The 19200-nt window shown below is 37.3% G+C and carries 15 protein-coding genes and 2 pseudogenes; 9 read left to right on the top strand and 8 right to left on the bottom strand.

Translation table 11 applies throughout. The annotated features are described in order from the left end of the window. The 4 genes from H4J67_RS18690 to H4J67_RS20895 form a co-directional block, all read right to left on the bottom strand. A partial coding sequence (locus tag H4J67_RS18690) for an alpha/beta fold hydrolase (protein ID WP_182204661.1) occupies window positions 1-247 on the bottom strand: 247 nt, incomplete at its 3' end. A 426-nt stretch (window positions 248-673) separates the two neighbouring features. Continuing rightward, window positions 674-1144: a DUF523 domain-containing protein gene (locus H4J67_RS18685; RefSeq protein ID WP_259368683.1), complete on the bottom strand. Its 471-nt coding sequence runs from the start codon at window positions 1142-1144 to the stop codon at window positions 674-676. A gap of 118 nt (window positions 1145-1262) precedes the next feature. Further along, window positions 1263-1424 carry an Rdx family protein gene (locus H4J67_RS20900; protein ID WP_259368682.1) on the bottom strand — a complete coding sequence of 54 codons (162 nt, stop codon included), beginning with the start codon at window positions 1422-1424 and terminating at the stop codon, window positions 1263-1265. Then, the gene (locus H4J67_RS20895) at window positions 1424-1582 is read right to left on the bottom strand and encodes a SelT/SelW/SelH family protein (RefSeq protein WP_259368681.1); all 159 of its coding nucleotides are present in this window, start codon (window positions 1580-1582) and stop codon (window positions 1424-1426) included. The genes H4J67_RS20900 and H4J67_RS20895 overlap by 1 nt, the downstream gene beginning before the upstream one ends. A gap of 1298 nt (window positions 1583-2880) precedes the next feature. Here H4J67_RS20895 and H4J67_RS18675 point away from each other — a divergent pair. From H4J67_RS18675 to H4J67_RS18665, 4 genes are all read left to right on the top strand, one after another. Further along, entirely contained in the window at window positions 2881-3435 is a 555-nt protein-coding gene (locus H4J67_RS18675; RefSeq protein WP_182173744.1) for a glutathione peroxidase, read from the top strand. Between the two features lie 56 nt (window positions 3436-3491). Next, the gene (locus H4J67_RS18670; RefSeq protein ID WP_182173741.1) at window positions 3492-4835 is read left to right on the top strand and encodes a DASH family cryptochrome; all 1344 of its coding nucleotides are present in this window, start codon (window positions 3492-3494) and stop codon (window positions 4833-4835) included. A gap of 212 nt (window positions 4836-5047) precedes the next feature. After that, window positions 5048-5179 (top strand): hypothetical protein, encoded by a 132-nt coding sequence (locus H4J67_RS20890; protein WP_259368680.1) that lies wholly within the window; start codon window positions 5048-5050, stop codon window positions 5177-5179. A gap of 140 nt (window positions 5180-5319) precedes the next feature. Next, on the top strand, window positions 5320-5715 hold the full coding sequence (locus H4J67_RS18665) for a hypothetical protein (RefSeq protein WP_182173738.1): 396 nt from the start codon (window positions 5320-5322) through the stop codon (window positions 5713-5715). Window positions 5716-6178: 463 nt separating this feature from the next. On the opposite strand, the pseudogene H4J67_RS21335 reads toward H4J67_RS18665, so the two are convergent. Next, window positions 6179-6447, bottom strand: a pseudogene (locus tag H4J67_RS21335) (IS3 family transposase); the annotation flags it as partial. A 45-nt stretch (window positions 6448-6492) separates the two neighbouring features. Beyond that, a pseudogene (locus H4J67_RS21330) lies at window positions 6493-6600 on the bottom strand (hypothetical protein); the annotation flags it as partial. A gap of 587 nt (window positions 6601-7187) precedes the next feature. Between H4J67_RS21330 and H4J67_RS18655 the strand changes: the two are divergent. The 4 genes from H4J67_RS18655 to H4J67_RS18640 all read left to right on the top strand — a co-directional run bounded on the left by H4J67_RS18655 (window position 7188) and on the right by H4J67_RS18640 (window position 13941). Then, window positions 7188-9356: an exonuclease domain-containing protein gene (locus H4J67_RS18655; RefSeq protein WP_182173735.1), complete on the top strand. Its 2169-nt coding sequence runs from the start codon at window positions 7188-7190 to the stop codon at window positions 9354-9356. A 113-nt stretch (window positions 9357-9469) separates the two neighbouring features. Then, on the top strand, window positions 9470-9757 hold the full coding sequence (locus H4J67_RS18650; RefSeq protein ID WP_182173732.1) for a TIGR03643 family protein: 288 nt from the start codon (window positions 9470-9472) through the stop codon (window positions 9755-9757). A 92-nt stretch (window positions 9758-9849) separates the two neighbouring features. After that, entirely contained in the window at window positions 9850-10770 is a 921-nt protein-coding gene (locus H4J67_RS20375) for a hypothetical protein (RefSeq protein WP_220471676.1), read from the top strand. Between the two features lie 1059 nt (window positions 10771-11829). Next, window positions 11830-13941, top strand: a complete 2112-nt coding sequence (locus tag H4J67_RS18640; RefSeq protein ID WP_182204659.1) for a glycosyl hydrolase family 18 protein — start codon at window positions 11830-11832, stop codon at window positions 13939-13941. Window positions 13942-14399: 458 nt separating this feature from the next. On the opposite strand, the gene H4J67_RS18635 is transcribed toward H4J67_RS18640, so the two are convergent. Further along, window positions 14400-14873 (bottom strand): hypothetical protein, encoded by a 474-nt coding sequence (locus tag H4J67_RS18635; RefSeq protein ID WP_182204657.1) that lies wholly within the window; start codon window positions 14871-14873, stop codon window positions 14400-14402. A gap of 402 nt (window positions 14874-15275) precedes the next feature. Here H4J67_RS18635 and H4J67_RS18630 point away from each other — a divergent pair, with 402 nt between their 5' ends. Further along, window positions 15276-16688, top strand: a complete 1413-nt coding sequence (locus tag H4J67_RS18630; protein ID WP_182173330.1) for a 2OG-Fe(II) oxygenase — start codon at window positions 15276-15278, stop codon at window positions 16686-16688. 200 nt (window positions 16689-16888) lie between these two features. On the opposite strand, the gene H4J67_RS18625 is transcribed toward H4J67_RS18630, so the two are convergent. Continuing rightward, window positions 16889-19200: chitodextrinase (locus H4J67_RS18625; RefSeq protein ID WP_182204656.1), on the bottom strand; the 2312-nt coding region annotated here is incomplete at its 5' end.

Here is a 19200-nt window from a genome sequence, read left to right as displayed (position 1 = left end):
AGTGGCTAAGTACTTGAGAGGCTTTATTTGTTATAGATGAAATTAATGGCATTTCAATTTCTCGAACTAAATCCATTTGTTCTGGGTGAGGTGAATCTACAAACACAATACCTGCAACTTTATCACCATAAAGCTCTGTAAACTTTGTTATATATGGACCGCCAAATGAGTGACTAACTAAAATATAAGATGGTTTCTCATTCGTTAAAACAATAGCTTTATTTAGGTCATTTGCGATAGCTTCCATGAGATTACTTTTATAAGGTCTTGGTGACTCCACATGATACCCGCGCGATCATGTGCGCACGTTCGTGTTAATTTAGCTAACCTGTCTTGGACAACACACCAACTTGAAGAACCCAAAGTATCTAGCCCTGATTAAAGTATGACAATAGGGGGCCACTACCACGACAATCAAGGTGAAGCATGCGTAAGCCAATATCTACTAAAGAGCCTTTAGGTTTGTACTTTTGTAAAGTGCTTACTCGTGAGAATTGTTCATAAGCTATACCTGAACTAATAAATATCAATGTGATTACAATTATATTCAAGAGTAATTTATTCTTAAATATCAACGCTAAAACCCTTAACTGAATGCAGTAAACTAACGGCCAATTAATAGACTAAAGATTATTTGCCAAAATTAGCGAGGGACGAGCACGGCCAACTATTTTTAGTCCTGTTTAATTGCCTTATTAGCTTCGTTTAACTGGTGTTGACTAAAAACTTTAATACCATTACTTGTTAATAATGCAGCAGTGACTCCAGCTCCATTGATTTTTGTTCCCAAAAAATTGCCACTACATACCGAAGAACTTCCACATGAAGGACTAAACTCAGCGAGTACTGCAACCTCAATTTCATTTGCTCGACACAAAGCTAATGCGTTATTTTCACCACGTAGAAAATTTTCAGTGACAATATTGCCATTATCTTCTACCACCGCAATTACACCTAAAAGTACATCGTACCCATCACCATCATTTATTTCCGCTGGTGCTCTGGGAATGCTCATTCCAGAACTTATCTCTGGGCAAATGGAGACCACTCTGCCTTCATCTATCCATTCTTCAAGAATAATGCTGGAAATAAATAAAGACTGACCATCGTAACGTACTTTATTCCCTAACAGGCATGCGCTCATTAGTACTCTTTTCATGTAAAACTCGCAATGTAGTATAGAAGTCAACGCCCAAATAACAGGCTAAGAAAATTGGGTTAAAATGGAGCGAAGCGAACGGCCCACTGGGCTCGGTCCTGGTTTAATAAATGGTTGGGTAAATATCAAACTTTATTTTTTTACGGTCCATACAACCTAAATCTTTATTGGGTGCAATAGCATCCCTAACACACTGTTTAAGTTTAGTGATTTCTGGAAAACGGCCCATATCTTTACGTGACCAAATAACATTGCCATTAGCCATTAGCCATTAGCCATTATTTCAAAAAAACCACCTGATCCTGGTAGTAATGATAACTCATCAACTTCTTGTTCAAACGTTGATAGAATTTCGTGTGCCATCCATGTTGAACGCAATAACCAACGACATTTAGAACAATATCTAATTTCAATTTTATTCATAATATTTAGACCAAAACCTAAATTCACCTAATGCCCCCGCTCAGAGACTAGAATATTGAGGAACGGAAACAGCCAGCTATTTTAGATCGATTGATAAGCACCTTTGTAAAGGCATGCGTTATTTGAATATCAAGTTTACGGCACTATATTTAGAATCTTTAACCGCAGATTTACACTTAATCTCATCAAGACCGTAATCATTTTTAATGAATTGAAAAACCATAGCAATCGCTTAAAACAGTTTCACTTGAAAAATCCCAATGCTTACCAATTGCCGCAATATTTTGTGTTGCCATAACCACGGAAGTACTATAGGAGGTTATTATCAGTTTCTTTAAAAGACAACCCAATGAGAGTGCTAACAATATTACCCTTGGACTCTGTCAATTACTACTTCGTAATATAATTGACATTAAACAGTTTTATAGGCCTCACTGTACACAAAAGTCGTAACACCTATCTTCTTTAAATGTGTCCCAATATTACATTATCCCCTTGTTTATCAGAAATTTGTATGGCAATTGGATGAGCCACAGTTCGGCATAGCTGTTAAGCTGAGCCCTATCCCATTTTTTAAATATAAATTAAGCTTCTAATTTATAAATAATACAAGTAATAGCCAACACAGTGGTGCTTATCTACTCAATTAGTCACTAAACTCTGTCAGTTTTATAAAGCAATTACGCATATTTATGTGCTGTCGTCATTATTCTTTTAAAACAGCAAAAGATGGTGTTATTTGCTGTTACATACCAATGCTGCTCAGCATGTTTTTTACACTATTTTGCTTTTATTCGAAGTGACAATACGAATTACTAGTCTAATTTATTGGTTGGCTTAAAGAGTTAAAATGACAATTTTACCTCTGTAATTAAACAAAAATCAATATTCATAAATTCAAACAAATCGACTTGGTTAATGGTCCACCCCGCTTTTTGCTCCTCCGGAAAATCTTACTTCTTTGCTAGCAGCTACAATACCGTGTACTAATAAATAATGTGTTTTAGAATAACTATCAGCCCTTTCTTTCTATAATTATCGGATTTCTATTCATAAAAATTACAAAGATAAAGACCTAACCCGTATCACTGCTTCACAATTAAGGAAAGCTGACACACTGTAAGTATTAATGTTCGCACTGATTTAGCTTAATTTTAGGGCACTGTACGTTAACTTCTTCAAACAATTTTTATCACCTGTGGTGATCCAATTTAGCTAATTTAGCGTAGTAGAACAATGTTGCTGTCTATTGATCAGCTGTATAGCCTTAATAATCCTAAAATTTGAGAGAGACCATAATGCAACGTAACGCTAAATTATTACTAACGATTGTTAGTTTATTTATTTTCCCAGTATCAGCTTATGCCAGCTGTGACCCTTCATTAGAATTTGAAAGTAAAAAATTACATTCCAAAAAAATGGTGAATTTTTGTGATAAATTTGATGATAAAGTTTTGTTAGTAGTCAACACCGCCAGTCAATGTGGTTTTACTCCACAATTTAAAGATTTAGAAGTTTTGTATCAAAAATATAAAGACCAAGATCTAGAAATTGTTGGTTTTTCGTCTAATGACTTTAGACAGGAACATGATTCAGAATCTGAAACAGCCAATGTTTGTTTTGTAAACTTTGGTGTGAATTTTACAATGCTCGCTCCTAGTTCAGTAAAAGGAGCCTCTAAAAATGCCTTTTACAAAATGCTGGTAGAGCGGACAGGAGAAGAGCCAAGCTGGAACTTTAATAAATATTTGATCAGTAAAGACCATAAATCTATTCAGCATTTTAGTTCAGCCATTCAGCCACTCGACAGCTCGTTGGAGCGGCTTATCGTTTCATCATTAAACATAAAATAGTTATCGATAAAAACTTTAATAGACGATTAGAGTCATTGGATGAGTACACAAATATCATGATAAAGACAGGTCTTGTATGGTTTAGAAATGACTTACGCGTTGCTGATAATTATTCTTTGTCTAAAGCTACGTTAGAAAATGACAGGGTCATTGCATTATATTGTTTTGATCCACGTTCTTTTTCGGTCGGTCAATATGGTTTTAAGAAAACAGAAAAATATCGTGCAAAATTTTTGCTTGAGACAGTAACCGAATTAAAAACAAATTTAGCAAAGCTTAATATCACACTATTTATCTATCATCAAAAGCCCGAAGCAATCCTTCCTGGTCTGGTTCATGAATTCGCAGTTGACAATGTTTATAGTCAAAGCGAATGGACCCCAGAAGAGTTAACTGTTGCTGTTAGTGTTAAGGATAAGATAAGCGATTTGAAGTTAAATTTGGTTGAATCTTACGATCAATTCCTTTTTCATCCCGATGACATTCCGTTTACATGGCAAGGTATTCCTAAGGTCTTCACTCAATTTAGGAAACTGTGTGAGAAATCTGCAACGGTTAGACCTTTAGCATTATTAGGTTTATTGTCACCGACCAACCTTCTTTTTGATACTACTCCTAGTATTATTTCTAAAACTGACTCTGGTACCGATGTTAATTGTATTCCTACGCTGCAGGACCTAGGCTTTGAGGATTTTGCCATTGACTCTCGAAGCGCTTTTCCTTTTAAGGGTGGAGAGCAGCAAGGGCTTGCTCGTGTTCAAGATTATTTTTGGAACACTAAAAATATCTCTCGCTATAAAACAACCAGAAACGGGCTTGTCGGTATAGATTATAGTTCTAAATTATCTGCTTGGTTAGCTAATGGTAGTATTTCACCGCGTACCATCTATTTTGAATTAATGAAATATGAACAAGACGTAGAAAAAAACGAAAGCACCTACTGGCTGATATTTGAATTAATTTGGCGAGACTTTTTTAAATATATTTCGATTAAACATGGTGATAACCTGTTTAAAATTGGTGGTATTCTAGATAAAGATTATGAATGGTCGACTGATAAAAAACGCATACAACAATGGATTTCAGGAGAGACAAGAGAAGCTTTTATTAATGCCAATATGCTTGAACTCAATAAAACAGGTTTTATGAGTAATCGTGGCCGACAAAACGTAGCGTCTTTTTTTGCTAAAGAATTAACTTTGGATTGGCGAATCGGTGCCGCTTATTTTGAATCTTTATTAGTCGATTATGATGTGCATAGTAATTATGGCAATTGGTTGTACATTGCAGGTGTAGGCAATGACCCTAGAGATCGAAAGTTTAATATACAAACACAAGCACAACGGTACGATCCTCACCTGAACTATACTTCTCTCTGGTTACAGCAGACTTTATTTTAGTTGGTTATATCAAAGGAGTACTGATTTTGGGTCGATGGTATGGTGACATTCGCCGTCAATATTAACACATGCACTCTCAGGAATTTCTTTATTTTTTTGCTGTTCATCCGCGTCAAGGTTTTACGTTTATAGCTTTGTCATATTGGTAACCGCTCGGGACTTTTCACTGTCCCCTTTCGTCGCTGTCGTTATCAGTAAAGGGAATTTTTGTCTTGAGTCAGATAAATTTAATAGCGCATTATGGTTTAGGTATCGCTCAATTTACTCAAGACCCAAACCGGGCACTTATTAAACCTGTTGAAATGGCGTTAAACATGTCTTTAGCATTGCTAGTCGTCACTTGAGTAATATTAGCTTTTAGTGGTGAATCACGAAAGCTGAAGTTTCACTACCAGTTTGATGTAACATGTTAACTGTTATTTAATAGAGCTAACATTTAAATAGCATTACTTTTATAAGAGAAGATTGTGGGGGATTTTTATTGATGAATAAATGTGGATTAATTAAACAGCATTTATCGCAACTCAATTTGCAGGAGCTGCTTAAATATCGATTATTACTGTGTCCTGTTGAGCCTAATGAGAACATAGAGTTAGATGTTATCGACTTATTTAAGTATCCAACAAGACTGGAGACAAGTTATCTTGATAATTGGCAAAAAGATATTTTAAAAGCGTTGTTTCATTTACTTCAAAGAGAGTTTGAAACATCTTGCCTGTTAGATAGAGAAATAGAAGAATTATTACTAACACAGACGTTTTCAGAAAAAGACAAGCGTACCCTATCGCTGTTCGAAAATTTTATAATCAGTTTACAAAATAGTAATGTTGTTTCAATCCATTCTTTATCACACAACAAGTTGGATGAGTTAATATTTTAGCGAGAGGTTTACTTTATCGAGTAATGTCGTGAATTAAGCCTTGTTAATCTCATACAGCTTAAATTAACCGACAGATAATTTATGGTGTTTATTTATTTATATTTGTGAAACAGATCCACCCCTAGATCGTTTAAGTAATATAAGCCCTAATGAGTCTTCGTTGTGTCTTATATTTTTATCAAAAAAGTACTAATAATGTGCAGGTAGACGAAAAAGAACCTTCTTTACATACAATAAATAAGAATCATCCCGTCAAATATCCAGTACTGGCCACTTTTTACATGCATATTCACCCGTCTAGATCATGGTCTAGTTATTGCCGTTTTCAAGATACATAAGACAAGTGCCGATATAATTTTAATTAAAGCATAACGCCACGTTAAGAGGCATTAATTTTTGGTTAAAATGTGAAAAGAAGTTCAGGTTAAAAGTGATCTTCCCCCAATAAAGCGGACACATTTTTTTACGCTGCCAGGGCTTTATATTCTATTGGCGAGCAATAACTTATCCCTGAATGCATACTGAAACATTGTAGTATTTGTTAATGTAACTGCCAAGTATTCCGCGCAGTTTTTTATCACTATCAAATACATTACCACGAATAACTTCCATCTTCATTGAATGGAAAAATGACTCCATATGCGCATTATCAGTACATTTTCCCGCTCGGCTCAAGCTATGAGTTATCGCATGTCGTTTCAATACTTTTTGATAAACGTGTCCACGATATTCTTTTCGCCATCGTGACAGCATAAATGGGTGTATGTCGAGTTTTTCGGCGACTGATTTAATTGAGACACCAACAACATAACTTAATTGAATAGCGTTAACTTTAAAGTCGTTTGAATACTTCCAGGTTCGTCTTAGATTATTGTACTTGGGCATAAGACACCTCATCTTTAGTTAGATTTTGGTGTCCGTTTTATTGGGGGAGGATCACTTGAACTAACAATATATTCTGAGAGTTTTTATCTATATCTAAACTTGGCAGTTTAAATATAGAAACGTTTACAACATGCGAATCATTTTTATTAAGTTCTTTACTCCCAAGAGATGATTAATAGCCGGAAGCAGCTATAACCTCCCAATCTCCATTTTGTGGAGGGAGTGTGTAACACCATAAATGTTGATAGGGCTATTTGAATTTGCAACAGTTGCGCACGAAGCAAGAAATAGACTTGATACTAATACTATAATTTTAAACACTAAACTTTTCTTAGTAGCATAACGCCACATTAAGTGGAAAAAAATAGTTGGTTAAAATGTGAAGCGAAGCACAACCTAACCAACTGTCTTTGTTTCTTTTAAAGTGTTTTTTAGGGTGCTTAATCTCTGCAGCTTGGAGCGTATAAGTAGTTAAAGCACTAAAACACAATAAAACACTGTATAAGCAGACAGTTCTTTAGTATGCTTATTTTAACAAGAGCGCTAACCAAGCAAACCCTCACAGCACATAACCCCAGGACATAAAATTGCGAGCTTTACCCACTTATTACTATTTAAGCCATTTTCATGAATTCCTTAAATTTGTGACAGGCCCATGTGACGCTTTATTAGATAGCGATGACGCGCAATTTATTCAACGTTTCAACGCACTGACAAAGCCGCAACAGTGCCTTGTTGTTCGTTTTATTAATCGTAAGTCTATTTTTGTCAAAGCAACATCTTATGCTTATGAAGAGATTGAAAATATATCCGGCAATTTGAATTACTTAAAGAAAGAATATTGGTTTACGACTCTTGAATCTAAAAATATTCCTGCCTTTATCGAGCATCTTACCAAAGATGAAATCATCCAAATTATAGATGAAATTAACACGTCCTATGCAAGTGACACCCAGACATTGGTATATAAAAAGTCACAGGCCAAAGCCATACTGGTTGATGTTGTTTTAAGTGGCACGAAGCCTAATCTAATTTGCAAAACTAAGGTTGCAAGTGCCTATTGGCAAGGCAATTTTGAAGCACACATTAGCTATTTTCTTTATGTTTACTTTGGTAATTTTCAATCTAAATTGAATCAGTTTTCTATGCGCGACTTAGGCGTCATGCGAACGCGTAAGGAGCAGGCTCAAGTGATGGCCAGATTCGCCGACATTGGAAGTGCTAAGTCGGCTTTTGAAATACATTTACTACTAGATGAAATACACGCGCAATTACCCTTACTCAAGCGTGACGCCATTCTCAAACACCTTAATGATTTGCCAAGCCCTATAGGAGCGAGAGCCAAAGACCTGAATGAAAAACTCCAATTTTTGCTGGCTTGCGAATTATTAAAAGAAGATGCAAATAAGGCTTGCTTGGTATTGAAAACGATAAATACTGACACTGCGCAAGAAAAATGGGTAAGGGAAGGATATAAACTAGGCCTAAAAGACGAGGTTGAAGCAGAACTCGAATGTATAATTGAAGTGCCACTGTCTGAAGACCTTTTGGCCTTTGCAGAAGACTTTTTAGCGCGAAAATATCATAAAAAACGAACCAGCATTTTAACCGATATGTTGCGTAATAATAGCCAAAATATTCTCATTGACGAAATGCACAAAGGTGCAGTTGAACGCGGTGTCGTGGCCTATTATGAAAGCCGAGGCTGTGCAGCAATGCGAACCGAAAATGAAATATGGCGGGCTTTATTTGGGCTTTATTTCTGGCATGAAATATATGAACTAGATGGCTTAGGATTAACCAACGAGTTCGATCGTTTGCCCGCATCCCTTAAAACTAACCAATTTTATGAGCTTGCTTCAGAACAAATTGAAAGACGCTTATCGAGTACAAATACAAAAGCTAAATTAATTCAACAACTGTCCTCAGCTGCGGTAAAATATTATGGCCAAGGTAACATTGTGTTCAAGTGGCGCAAGAACATATTAGAACGCCTTATTGTGCTTATTAATCACAGTAAACTAGACGCCCTATTGTCGTTGTTAAAAGCGATGACTCAAGACTGGAAAAACCTAAGTGATGGTTATCCTGATTTAATGCTTATTGAACATGAGAAGCTTCGCTTTGAAGAAGTAAAGTCAGAGGGTGACCAATTACGTCGAAATCAGCTGCTAAGCATTCAAAAGTTGCAAAGTGTAGGTTTTGATGTGCGCATTACTAATGTCAATTGGACTATCGATCCGATGCAACCTTATGCCGTTATCGATATTGAAACGACGGGTGGTAGAGCCCAACATCACCGTATTACTGAGGTGGGTATTATTAAAATGATTGGGGGTGAAGTCGTCGATCAGTGGCAATCATTGATTAATCCTCAGCGGCGTATTCCCCAAAATATTACTTCATTAACCGGTATTGATAACGACATGGTGGCAAAAGCTCCATTATTTGCTGAGGTCGCTGATGATATTGATATATTTACCAAAGGATGTGTATTTGTTGCTCACAATGTTAATTTTGATTACGGCTTTATAAAAGAGGAGTTTAATCGATTGGAACGTCGCTTTCGACGACCAAAATTGTGTACCGTTAGGGAAATGCGTAAACACTACAAAGGGCTGCCGTCGTATTCATTAGCTAATCTTACTAAGCATTTCAGTATTGATATGCAACGACATCACAGAGCAATGTCAGATGCCATTGCAGCAGGTGAATTGTTGAATATGGTGAATGAGAAACGCTTAAAAATTGACTGATTTGCCTTTTGATGTTTTATAAAATACAAATAGCCAAGTAATTGCAACGCAGCACCGTTATACTATTTATAGTAGTAATTGATCCTAACCTCATGTAAACAAGTAAAGATAGTATGAAAATAAATCTTAAACAAAAAATAACTCAATTTAGCGAAGAAGAAATATCGCGTATCATCGAAATGGCGTGGGAAGACCGCACACCATTCGAAGCTATAGAGCAATTATTTGGAGTATCCGAGCCTCAGGTAATCGAAATCATGCGCAGCAGCATTAAGCGCAAAACATTCAATAATTGGCGCGCTAGAGTGACAGGCCGAAAAACTAAGCATCTTAAGCTACGCAGTCCCGATGTTAGCCGTGGTTATTGTTCCACCCAATATAAGCCGACACGCAAACGTTAGTTATCTACGGCTTTCCAGATTATCAAAAACATCACGACTAAACTGAGCTGTAACATCAAGGTACCCCGTATTTTTTCTCAATTTCAGGGGCTTTGAGTTCCCAGTTAAATTCAATCATATTACCAAAAATTGCAGTTCAACAAATTTTAGAAATAGTTACTCCACCTGATCTTAATCGCGGTATAAAGGTATCAAGATGGCTTCAACAATACACAGATATTCAACTAGAAAAAATTAATAAAGGTTTGATAAAACCATCAACATGGCAAACGCGTAAAAATATTATTAGTAAGATTAACTCTGTTCATGGAGAATTAGAACTTGCTAAGGTTACAACAAAAATACTTAAAGAATTTTTAGACACTTATGTTATTCAGGGTAAATCAAGGATGGCGCAGGCTGTTCGTAGTGTTTACATTGATGTTTTTATCGAAGCAGCTCAAGCGGGTGAAGTTGACGGTAGCAGTAATCCAGCATCTATTGTTAAAAATCCAACAGCCAAGGTGACTAAATCTAGACTTTCTTTAGAACAGTTTAATTCGATCATTGTTAGTCAGTCTTACTTGCCTCATAAATGCTCATATTTATTGGCACTCGTAACTGATCAACGTAGAACAGATCTTGCTTTAATACGACGTAACAAAGGGCTTGATTGGGATGATAAGTATAAGGCTTACCGCAACAACCCAAATCACTTTATAGACCCTAAAACAGACTATGGTTCATTTGTAGGGCTAGTAAAGCATGCACCCTACTCATTCATTCAAAATAACCATTTACATGTATTTCAATTAAAAACAGGAAAGCTATTAAAAATACCTATGGAGCTAAAATTAGAAAAACTTGGGCTTTCAATTACTGACGTAGTTGAAATGGCATTGATTGACCAAGGTTCATTATTCGCGCTTCATCACAATACAGCTAGAGCACAAAATAATGTTGGTGATCCTTTACATCCAGATACTATTTTTCGTTCATTTAAGCGTGCCAGAGATGATGCCAAGATTACATGAAACGGAACGCGCTACCTTCCATGAAATCAGATCATTGTCTGAACGTCTTTATCGTGAGCAAGGAGTTGATACACGTTTATTATGTGGCCAGTCACATCAGAAAATGACCGACAGGTATAATGATCTTAGGGGATCAGATTGGAGTGAGTTAATAATCTAGATTCACACTGCTTTCTTTGAATATTTTGGGCTTTAGGTGCAAGCAAACGAAAACGTACCTTTCTAAGCTATTAGCAAACGGTTTCTAGATATTGAAAAGGGCAATTCCTGCCACTATACACCTAAGATATCATTACTATTAGGACAGCTGAGGGTCAATAAGCGGTCATAAATTGGGGGCTAAAATCACTTTAATTTAAGGCAGCAAAGATACGAAAGAAGACATTAGCCTTGGCTTATCTAGCTACATTTGAACCGATAAAAATCAACCTAGCGTTAGATAATAAAATTGTTCTAAATTTCATCAGAAATCTATAAAGTCAAAAATTCTAATTTGATTAAAAAATACCAAAGCGGACATTAGGTTAATATTATTTTAGGTATTAAATTCTGTGGCACAAAGCGTCTTAAAATTTATGCTTTCTTTATCCCTTTAGGATACTAATCATTTAGAAGTTTATAAAGGGTATAAGTTACCACTCCAATGCTATTACCTTGTCTTTTGACAACCTTTGTCAGCTATTTCTTTAAGTTAGCAAAACTTGAGTTCGTTGTTGTTATTATCATGTAAATCAGCATTTTAGCAGTTATTCAGTACAACAAAAAAGTACCGTTTATTATTGAGTTTTGTACTGTTTTGTTAAAAGATGTAGCCAAGTCATTAATTTGAGTGTATTATTTTTGAACAATCTTTTGACAGCGCTGTCAAATAAAAGACAGCGCTGTCTTTTTGTGAGTGTTAAACCAATGATTTATAGAGTTTATAAAAAATGGATTTTGGCAACTAGCATCGTTAAAAGACTTTGTTAGGGAAGGCTTTAGTATTGGCGAAGGTATAAAATTATAAAAATAAATAACCCTAATTAAAGCCAGCTAACTGGCCACCACACAGAGGTAAGTATGAAAAAATTATTAACAGCATGCGCAGTAACCGCCGCTTTAGCTTCTACCCAAGTATTAGCAGAAGCACCAGGAAAACCAACACTTACAGAACAATATGCCAACTACAACGGTAAAGGCTTTGTTACGGTTTCTGGCGAAGCTGGAGCATATGAATCACTTGTTACACGTGTTGATGTTGTTGACTTACCTGTTACCTGGTCTCCAGCTTGGAGCGGTGATTCAGCGACATCATGGCAAGTACTTGTAAATGGAGACGTTGCCGTTTCAGGCACTGGTGCAGGCGGTAGTGCGATTGTTCCAATTACTAGTGGTGGTCTAAAAGAGATCGTTGTGCGTTTGTGTAATGATGATGGTTGTGTTGAAAGTGATGCAGATAAGGCTATTGTTTCAGATACTGATGGCTCACATTTAATGCCGCTTGGCGAACAAGTTGACTCGGCAAATACTAACTATGCACAATCTCAAGACCAAATCGTTGGTACTTATTTTGTTGAGTGGGGTATTTATGGTCGTAAATATTTTGTTGAAAACGTACCTGCTAATAATTTAACACACATTATATACGGCTTTATTCCAATGTGTGGTGAAAACAAATCTCTTAAAGATGGTAATGCGTCTGGTTGGAGTGTACTTCAAGCTGATTGTGCTCAAAGTGAAGATTACGAATTGGTGATTCATGATATGGGTGCGGCTTTTTGGCGTCAAAATGGTGCTGTTAAAGCCATGAAATTGGACGGAACTGCTGTTGGTTATGGCGAAGTTGGTATGGGTAATTTCGGTCATTTAATGGCGCTTAAGCAAGGTAACCCACACCTTAAAATCGTTCCATCAATTGGTGGTTGGACACTGTCGGACCCGTTTTACGGTTTTACGGATAAAGCAAATCGCGATACGTTTGTTGCTTCTTCTAAAGAATTTTTAAAAACATGGAAATTCTTTGATGGTATCGATATCGACTGGGAATTCCCTGGTGGCGGCGGTGCACAAGCTTCATTAGGCGACACAATTAATGACGGTCCAGCTTATGTCGCGTTAATGCAAGAACTTCGTGTAATGCTAGACGAACTTGCTGTTGAAACAGGCCGTAAATATGAATTAACCTCTGCTATTGGCGTAGGTTGGGATAAAATTCAAGATGTTGATTATGCCGCTGCGGCAGAGTATATGGATAACATCTTTATGATGTCATATGACTTTTATGGTGCATGGGGTAGTGAAACTGGCCATCAAACAGGTCTTTACTGTGGTGCACATATCTCTGCTGATAAATGTGACGGTACAGGTGAGTTTGGTCCAACAACGGTTACAGATAAAACTAAAGCAGGCAACTTAGGACGTGACTCTTATGCTCCAGCAGGTATGCCAGAATATACAACAGCTAATGCAACCCGTTTGTTGTTAGAGCAAGGTGTACCAGCCCATAAATTAGTTGTAGGTGCAGCAATGTACGGACGTGGTTGGACTGATGTTCAAATGGTTAATGGCAGCCCAATTGGTGCTGTAGGTAATCACGTAGACAGCTCAGATAATAACCCCTTAGTTGCTGAAGGTGGTGAAGGAACTTCAGTTGACGAAGCTGCATGGGCATGGGAAGCAGGTATCATGGATTATCGTGGTGCGTTGAAATTCTTGGCAGCAAATACAAATGCTAAGTATGTTTGGGATAACCAAGCCGAAGCATCATTTATTTGGGATGAAGTAAGTAGTACGTTAATAACATTAGATACGCCACGTTCAATTGAAGCAAAAGGCGTATACTTGCAAGCACAAGGGTTAGGTGGGATTTTCTCTTGGGAAATCGATGGTGATGGTGGTACCGAAGCAGAGCGTACACTAAATGCGATGAATAAAGCGGTAGGTAATGCTGAAGGGATTACCGATTGGGGAGTAACTCCGACGCCGACGCCGACACCGACGCCGACTCCGACGCCGACGCCGATAGAAACTGCATATGTAGCTGGTACTTCTTATGTTGCAGGTGAAATTGTTAGTAATGTTGGAAATATGTACCAATGTGATATAGCTGGATGGTGTTCATCAGTTTCTGCTTATCATTACGCTCCTGGAACAGGTAGTGCTTGGACAAGTGCATGGTCATTAGTAGAGTAAGAAATACAACGCTTACCACAACTGATTCAACAGCGAAAATACCGGTGTCGAATCAGTAATATTTAAATGATAGGGGTGGGGAAGGTATACCTTTTTCAATAATAATCCCTTAAAAGGCCTATTCGAAAGATTAGGCCTTTTTTATGTGTTAGCTATAAAAGCAAAATTCAAGCGCTTTGCCCTGATTTATTTTCTCTACGTACAACAAGATCACAAACTTAATGACAATGGTATTAAACGAAACTTAATATAATTTAACTATTGGGTATTGGGAAATCAATGTACTACTGGATTTACTCGAATTATTTTGGAGGGTGTTGTACTTAATAATCAATTAGAAGTTAATAGCAATGCGGATAAGAAGCTTCTTCAGTCGCTTTAATTAATAATAAAACGCCTGAAGCATAGAGATAGAAAATCAATAATTATTTACCTACTGCCACAACACCTTCTTAATCTTACTGCTGGGTTTTCTTGGTGCTGTCTTCAGGTAAGTCAGAACGGGGATCATCAAGCATCACCACTAATTTATCACAAAGACTTTTTTTACCTATTTGATCAAGCTTACTATGTTGTATTTTAGTTTGTTGTTTTGCATGGGCTAAGCTTTGGATTTTAAATTTGCTATAATGTGCTTTAAACCCTTCATTCTCATCGGCAGATTTTTCCATTAATAACCAATAGATCTGCCAGCGATTAGCATTACGCTTTTGCCAAGTTTTTAGACTGCTATTTAATGCTTGTTTATCAACAAAGTTATATGACATGCATTGGTTAAAGTAACTTTCCCACATATCTTTAGCAGTATGAGCCTGCAATGGAATTGCCAGTGGATTTAAATTAGCTTGGTTATTTTTTGCCGCAATAGTACTTATTGGGTTTGCTGCGATAAGACCTAATAGGCTTGATGTCATTATTTTTTTTATATTCATATAATCCCCCGTTGAACAACGTTGCAATAAACCTAATTACTTAAATAAAAAAGGTTAATTATACCGTTTTTTGGAAAAACTAATGCCATTTACCAAGCATTTAAAGTGCCATTATTATAACCTATTAGTCGACTATTAACGGTACTGTTTTTGGTAAGGTTTAGTTGTTTTTTCGTTTAGAGATAGCAAAATAGCGCAGGGTTACTCTGAACCGTTATTTAAACTTGAATTCGGAAAGTTAACTCTGATGTTTATTGTTATTATGTTGTTGTTATTTAATGGATTATATTGATATTACCTGTTGGTTTTTTGCCTTTTTATAACACTGGTATATTAGGTTGTAAAAGGTCAAGATAAGAGGACAAAAATAATTATAATAAAGTAAGTTCAGGAGTAATAACCATGAAGAGTACCTTTGACACAGGATGGCAGGATTGGATAGAAATCAACATTAATCGCAGCTGCGATATTATAGGTATGTATGACATTTTATTAGAACACGATTTCTGTCCAATACTTATAAAAAGTCGATTAAAGCTAACTGATCAAGATATAGAAAAATCGAACAAAACATCTAAAAAAAGTACAAAAAAAGATAGCGTACAGGCTAAATTATTACAACAAACTACGGAAATTATCGAGGCTGAAGACCGCGTATTTTTGCCAAACGCTGAAAAAATTGTTACTGATAATAAATTAGAATTATTCAAAATTGATAACTTTCTTAATTCTCATGAATGTATTGAGCTCATATCCCTTATTCGCGATAATCTCCGCCAATCAACAACAACAAATGAGTCTGGAGATCTTAAAAATTACCGCACGAGTAAAACCTGCGATTTAAGTTTACTCAACCATCCGCTTGTGAACGATATTGATCGACGCATATGTAATGCGCTTGGTTTTGACTCCAGCTATTCTGAGGGTATTCAAGCACAATGGTATGACGTAAACCAAGAGTTTAAACCTCACACCGATTATTTTGAACCCAATAGCAAAGAGTTTGAAGACCATGCCAGAGTAAGAGGTCAACGGACTTGGACTTTTATGCTTTTCCTCAATAATACCCTTGAAGGTGGCGCAACCCAATTTACCCGTGTAGATAAGACTTTTTCACCTAAACGAGGAACCGCTTTATTATGGAACAGTCTAACTCCTGAAGGTAGAGAAAACATTGAAAGCATGCATTGGGGCATGCCTGTTGAAGATGGCTTTAAAGTTATCATTACCAAATGGTTTCGCCTTAAAGGTAAAGGTAAACGTTTTATAAAAGAGCCTAATGAATATATACCCGCCTACACAGACGAAGGTTTCCTCAAAGCAAGGTTACCGGGGGCTTTATTTAAGAAGGTTTATGACTTTTATCAAGCGAATGAAAATACGGTGATAAATGAGCATGTCGAAGGATTTATTACCAGTAAAGCAGAGCAGGTACCTAGCGAACTTATCCCTCTTACAGATGACTTAAAGAAAGAAATTCATCAAGTGCTGCAACCTTTGGTAGAGGCGTGGATTGGCCATTATCTCAAACCAAGTTATGTCTTTGGGATCCGCAGGTATCGAAATGGCGCCGTATTAAAAGAACACCGAGACCGAGGTAAAACGCATGTTGCGAGTGTGATTATTAACATTGAACAGTTGGTTAGGCAACCTTGGCCGTTAGTCATTGAAGACCATAACTACCGTAAACATCACCTTTTACTCAGCCCTGGCGATATGGTCTTTTATGAAGGTGCAAAGCTTACTCATGGGCGACCTATCGCTTTTGATGGCGATGAGTTTTGTAATGTGTTTGTCCATTACCAACTGACTTAACCTCTTTTACGAAAGTTAAGCATTATCGATATACATAAACCTTCTACAAGGATGGACAATTACATTATGTAGTTGCCTGTTTTTCTTGTGGTGAACTTAATTTTTAGTGTGTTTATTAAAATAAAAGATGCCTGTCAGTGCTAAACCGACAGGCATTTTTCAGGGATAAAGACTATCCCTGTAATGTTCTATTATTTACATTACTGTGGATTGAGTCCTAACTTTTGAAGTACTAGTTTGAAGTTAGCACGGCGTTCTTCAATTGCGTGAACTTCACCACTAACTGGGCAATGATCATCTGGACAACCACGGTTGACGATACCAGAAACAGCATCAACAAACTCTGTACCTACCATACCACCATCAACATATTTTTTAAGTTCTGCATGATAGTTCCAATCGGCATATGGGCCACCTACATTATCGTAAGCTTGAACAGAACTAACCCAAAAGAATAAACCAGCAATCCACTTAATTTCTTTATGTTCTTCAGAGCTACAAATTAATCCAGGGTTTGAACATAAATCTAAATCAGCGTATAGCGGGCTATCAGGTGCAGCTTCAACAGTCGTTCCATCTATCGTAGTTCCAATGGTATCTGGGTCAACGTGAGAACGACCTACAAAATGGTTTAGTGTACCAAAGTTCTGACGACCTGTGGTTTGAATTACACCACGTCCCCACCAGCCACAGCCTTGAACACTTTCATCGCTACCATCCCAAATAAAGCTACCGGCTTTTTGACCAATATACTGCTTACATTCTTCACGTTCAAACACTTGCTTAGAGGTATCAATAGCGGTAGGTACCGTATTACAGTGACCTGCGTTAGTCCAACGACCAACTTTACCATTAACTAAAAGACCCTGCTCTGCAAGTACTGCGTCTGGCGCTGCAAAGATTGGTGCTGGCGCACCGTACCATTTGGCGTGAGTCTTAGCCGTTTGTTCCATTTTATCATCGCGAGGACAAGAATAGGCATGGTCTTTACCTGATACAGGATGAGTACCATAATCTGCATATTTCTGACCTAATTGGCCACAACTTGCTGTCATAGGGTAATCTACTTTTGCGCCGTATTTAACTTCAGACCAATTATTCTCATCACAAGCATCGAAACGTATAGTTTCTTGCATACTTTGTGAAAGGAATGCGGCAATAGCTACTTTTGCATACATAGCATTGGTTGCATCATCAGCGGTGCTATCTACTAACCAGAATTTATCGCCCGCTACACCAACATTGTGCATCGAATTTAAGCCTGTTAGGAAGTCAGCCCATTTATAGATAGTTGATGGTACCCAAGATGAAGCCGGTGTTTCATAAAGAAATACCTGACTATCCATTACTGACTCAATACCCGATAAATCACTATTTAGTGCAGCAATACTTGTTAATGGATTAACACCTGAGCCAGCACCTACATAATAAAGAGGCACTTTACTACTTTGGTAATTTGCCATTTTAGTGGTTAAAGCAGCGCTATCAGTATCGAATAAAATCGCGAAGATATTATTGTGTGCAGCTTTACGTATTTTACTCTCACCAGGCGTATTACCCATGAAGTAAGTTGTTGCTTGGGCTGTTGGCACTGATGACAACATTGCAGGAGCTTGTACAAAATCAGTAACTTGTTTCACGTATTCTAATGCGTTGTGCCATTGCTCACTTGATAAGCTTGCAGAGGCACTTGATTTAGTAAAGGCAATAAAGTTAGCTTTTGAAGCGCCTTTGTAAAGTGCTAACTTATCAAGAAGATCTGACGTTGCTTTAGAGGCAGAATTCCATACAGACCTTTTGCCAGAGTGCGTAGCATAAGCAAAATCACCAATGCTTAATGACCAACCAAAAGTAGCGTTTGTAGCAAGTGTCGACAGTATTAGGTTTTGAGCTTGAGCCCAACCCTTGGCATCATCAGTTAGTGCGTTAATGTCACTAACGCTGATACTGTTGGTATTCGTTGAGGCTAAAGCGGCCGTTAAGGCTTGTTTGACTTCAACTGTACCTAAAGATACGCCCTTATCTGCAGTAATGTTATCAAGTACATTGCTGTTAATAATGACAGATTCAGAGCCAAGCAGCTTGGCTGTTTCAATTAATGAAACGAAACCATTGGTTAGCTTGGTTATATCTGATAATTCATCGCTGTTGATTGCGTTAATTGTATACGTATCAGGTGCTGTGGAAGTAGGGCTTGCAACAACAAAATCACTCGGCCAGCCATTAACTTTCAAGCTTACCGGATCTTTAGCATTAGGAAGCGATAATAAAGGCGCAGTGCCTTGTTCAGTGCCATCACAGTTAACTTTCCAAGTCCACGTATCATCATTGCCTGGACGAGAAGATGTTTCCCATTTAGCGGTAAAAGCTATGTAGTCATTATTAACAAGAATATCGCCAGCTTTAGCTGTTTCACCCTGAGACCACACACTGAAGTCAGCACATAAACCGTCTGGCGTTGGCGTAGGTGTAGGTGTTGGCGTCGGTGTTGGTGTTGGCGTCGGTGTTGGTG

The sequence above is a fragment of the Colwellia sp. BRX10-4 genome, from assembly GCF_014077465.1.
In the GTDB taxonomy this organism is placed as follows: Bacteria; Pseudomonadota; Gammaproteobacteria; order Enterobacterales; family Alteromonadaceae; genus Colwellia_A.
Note: the sequence above shows the minus strand (reverse complement) of the source record. Positions and strands in the feature narration are given on the sequence as shown.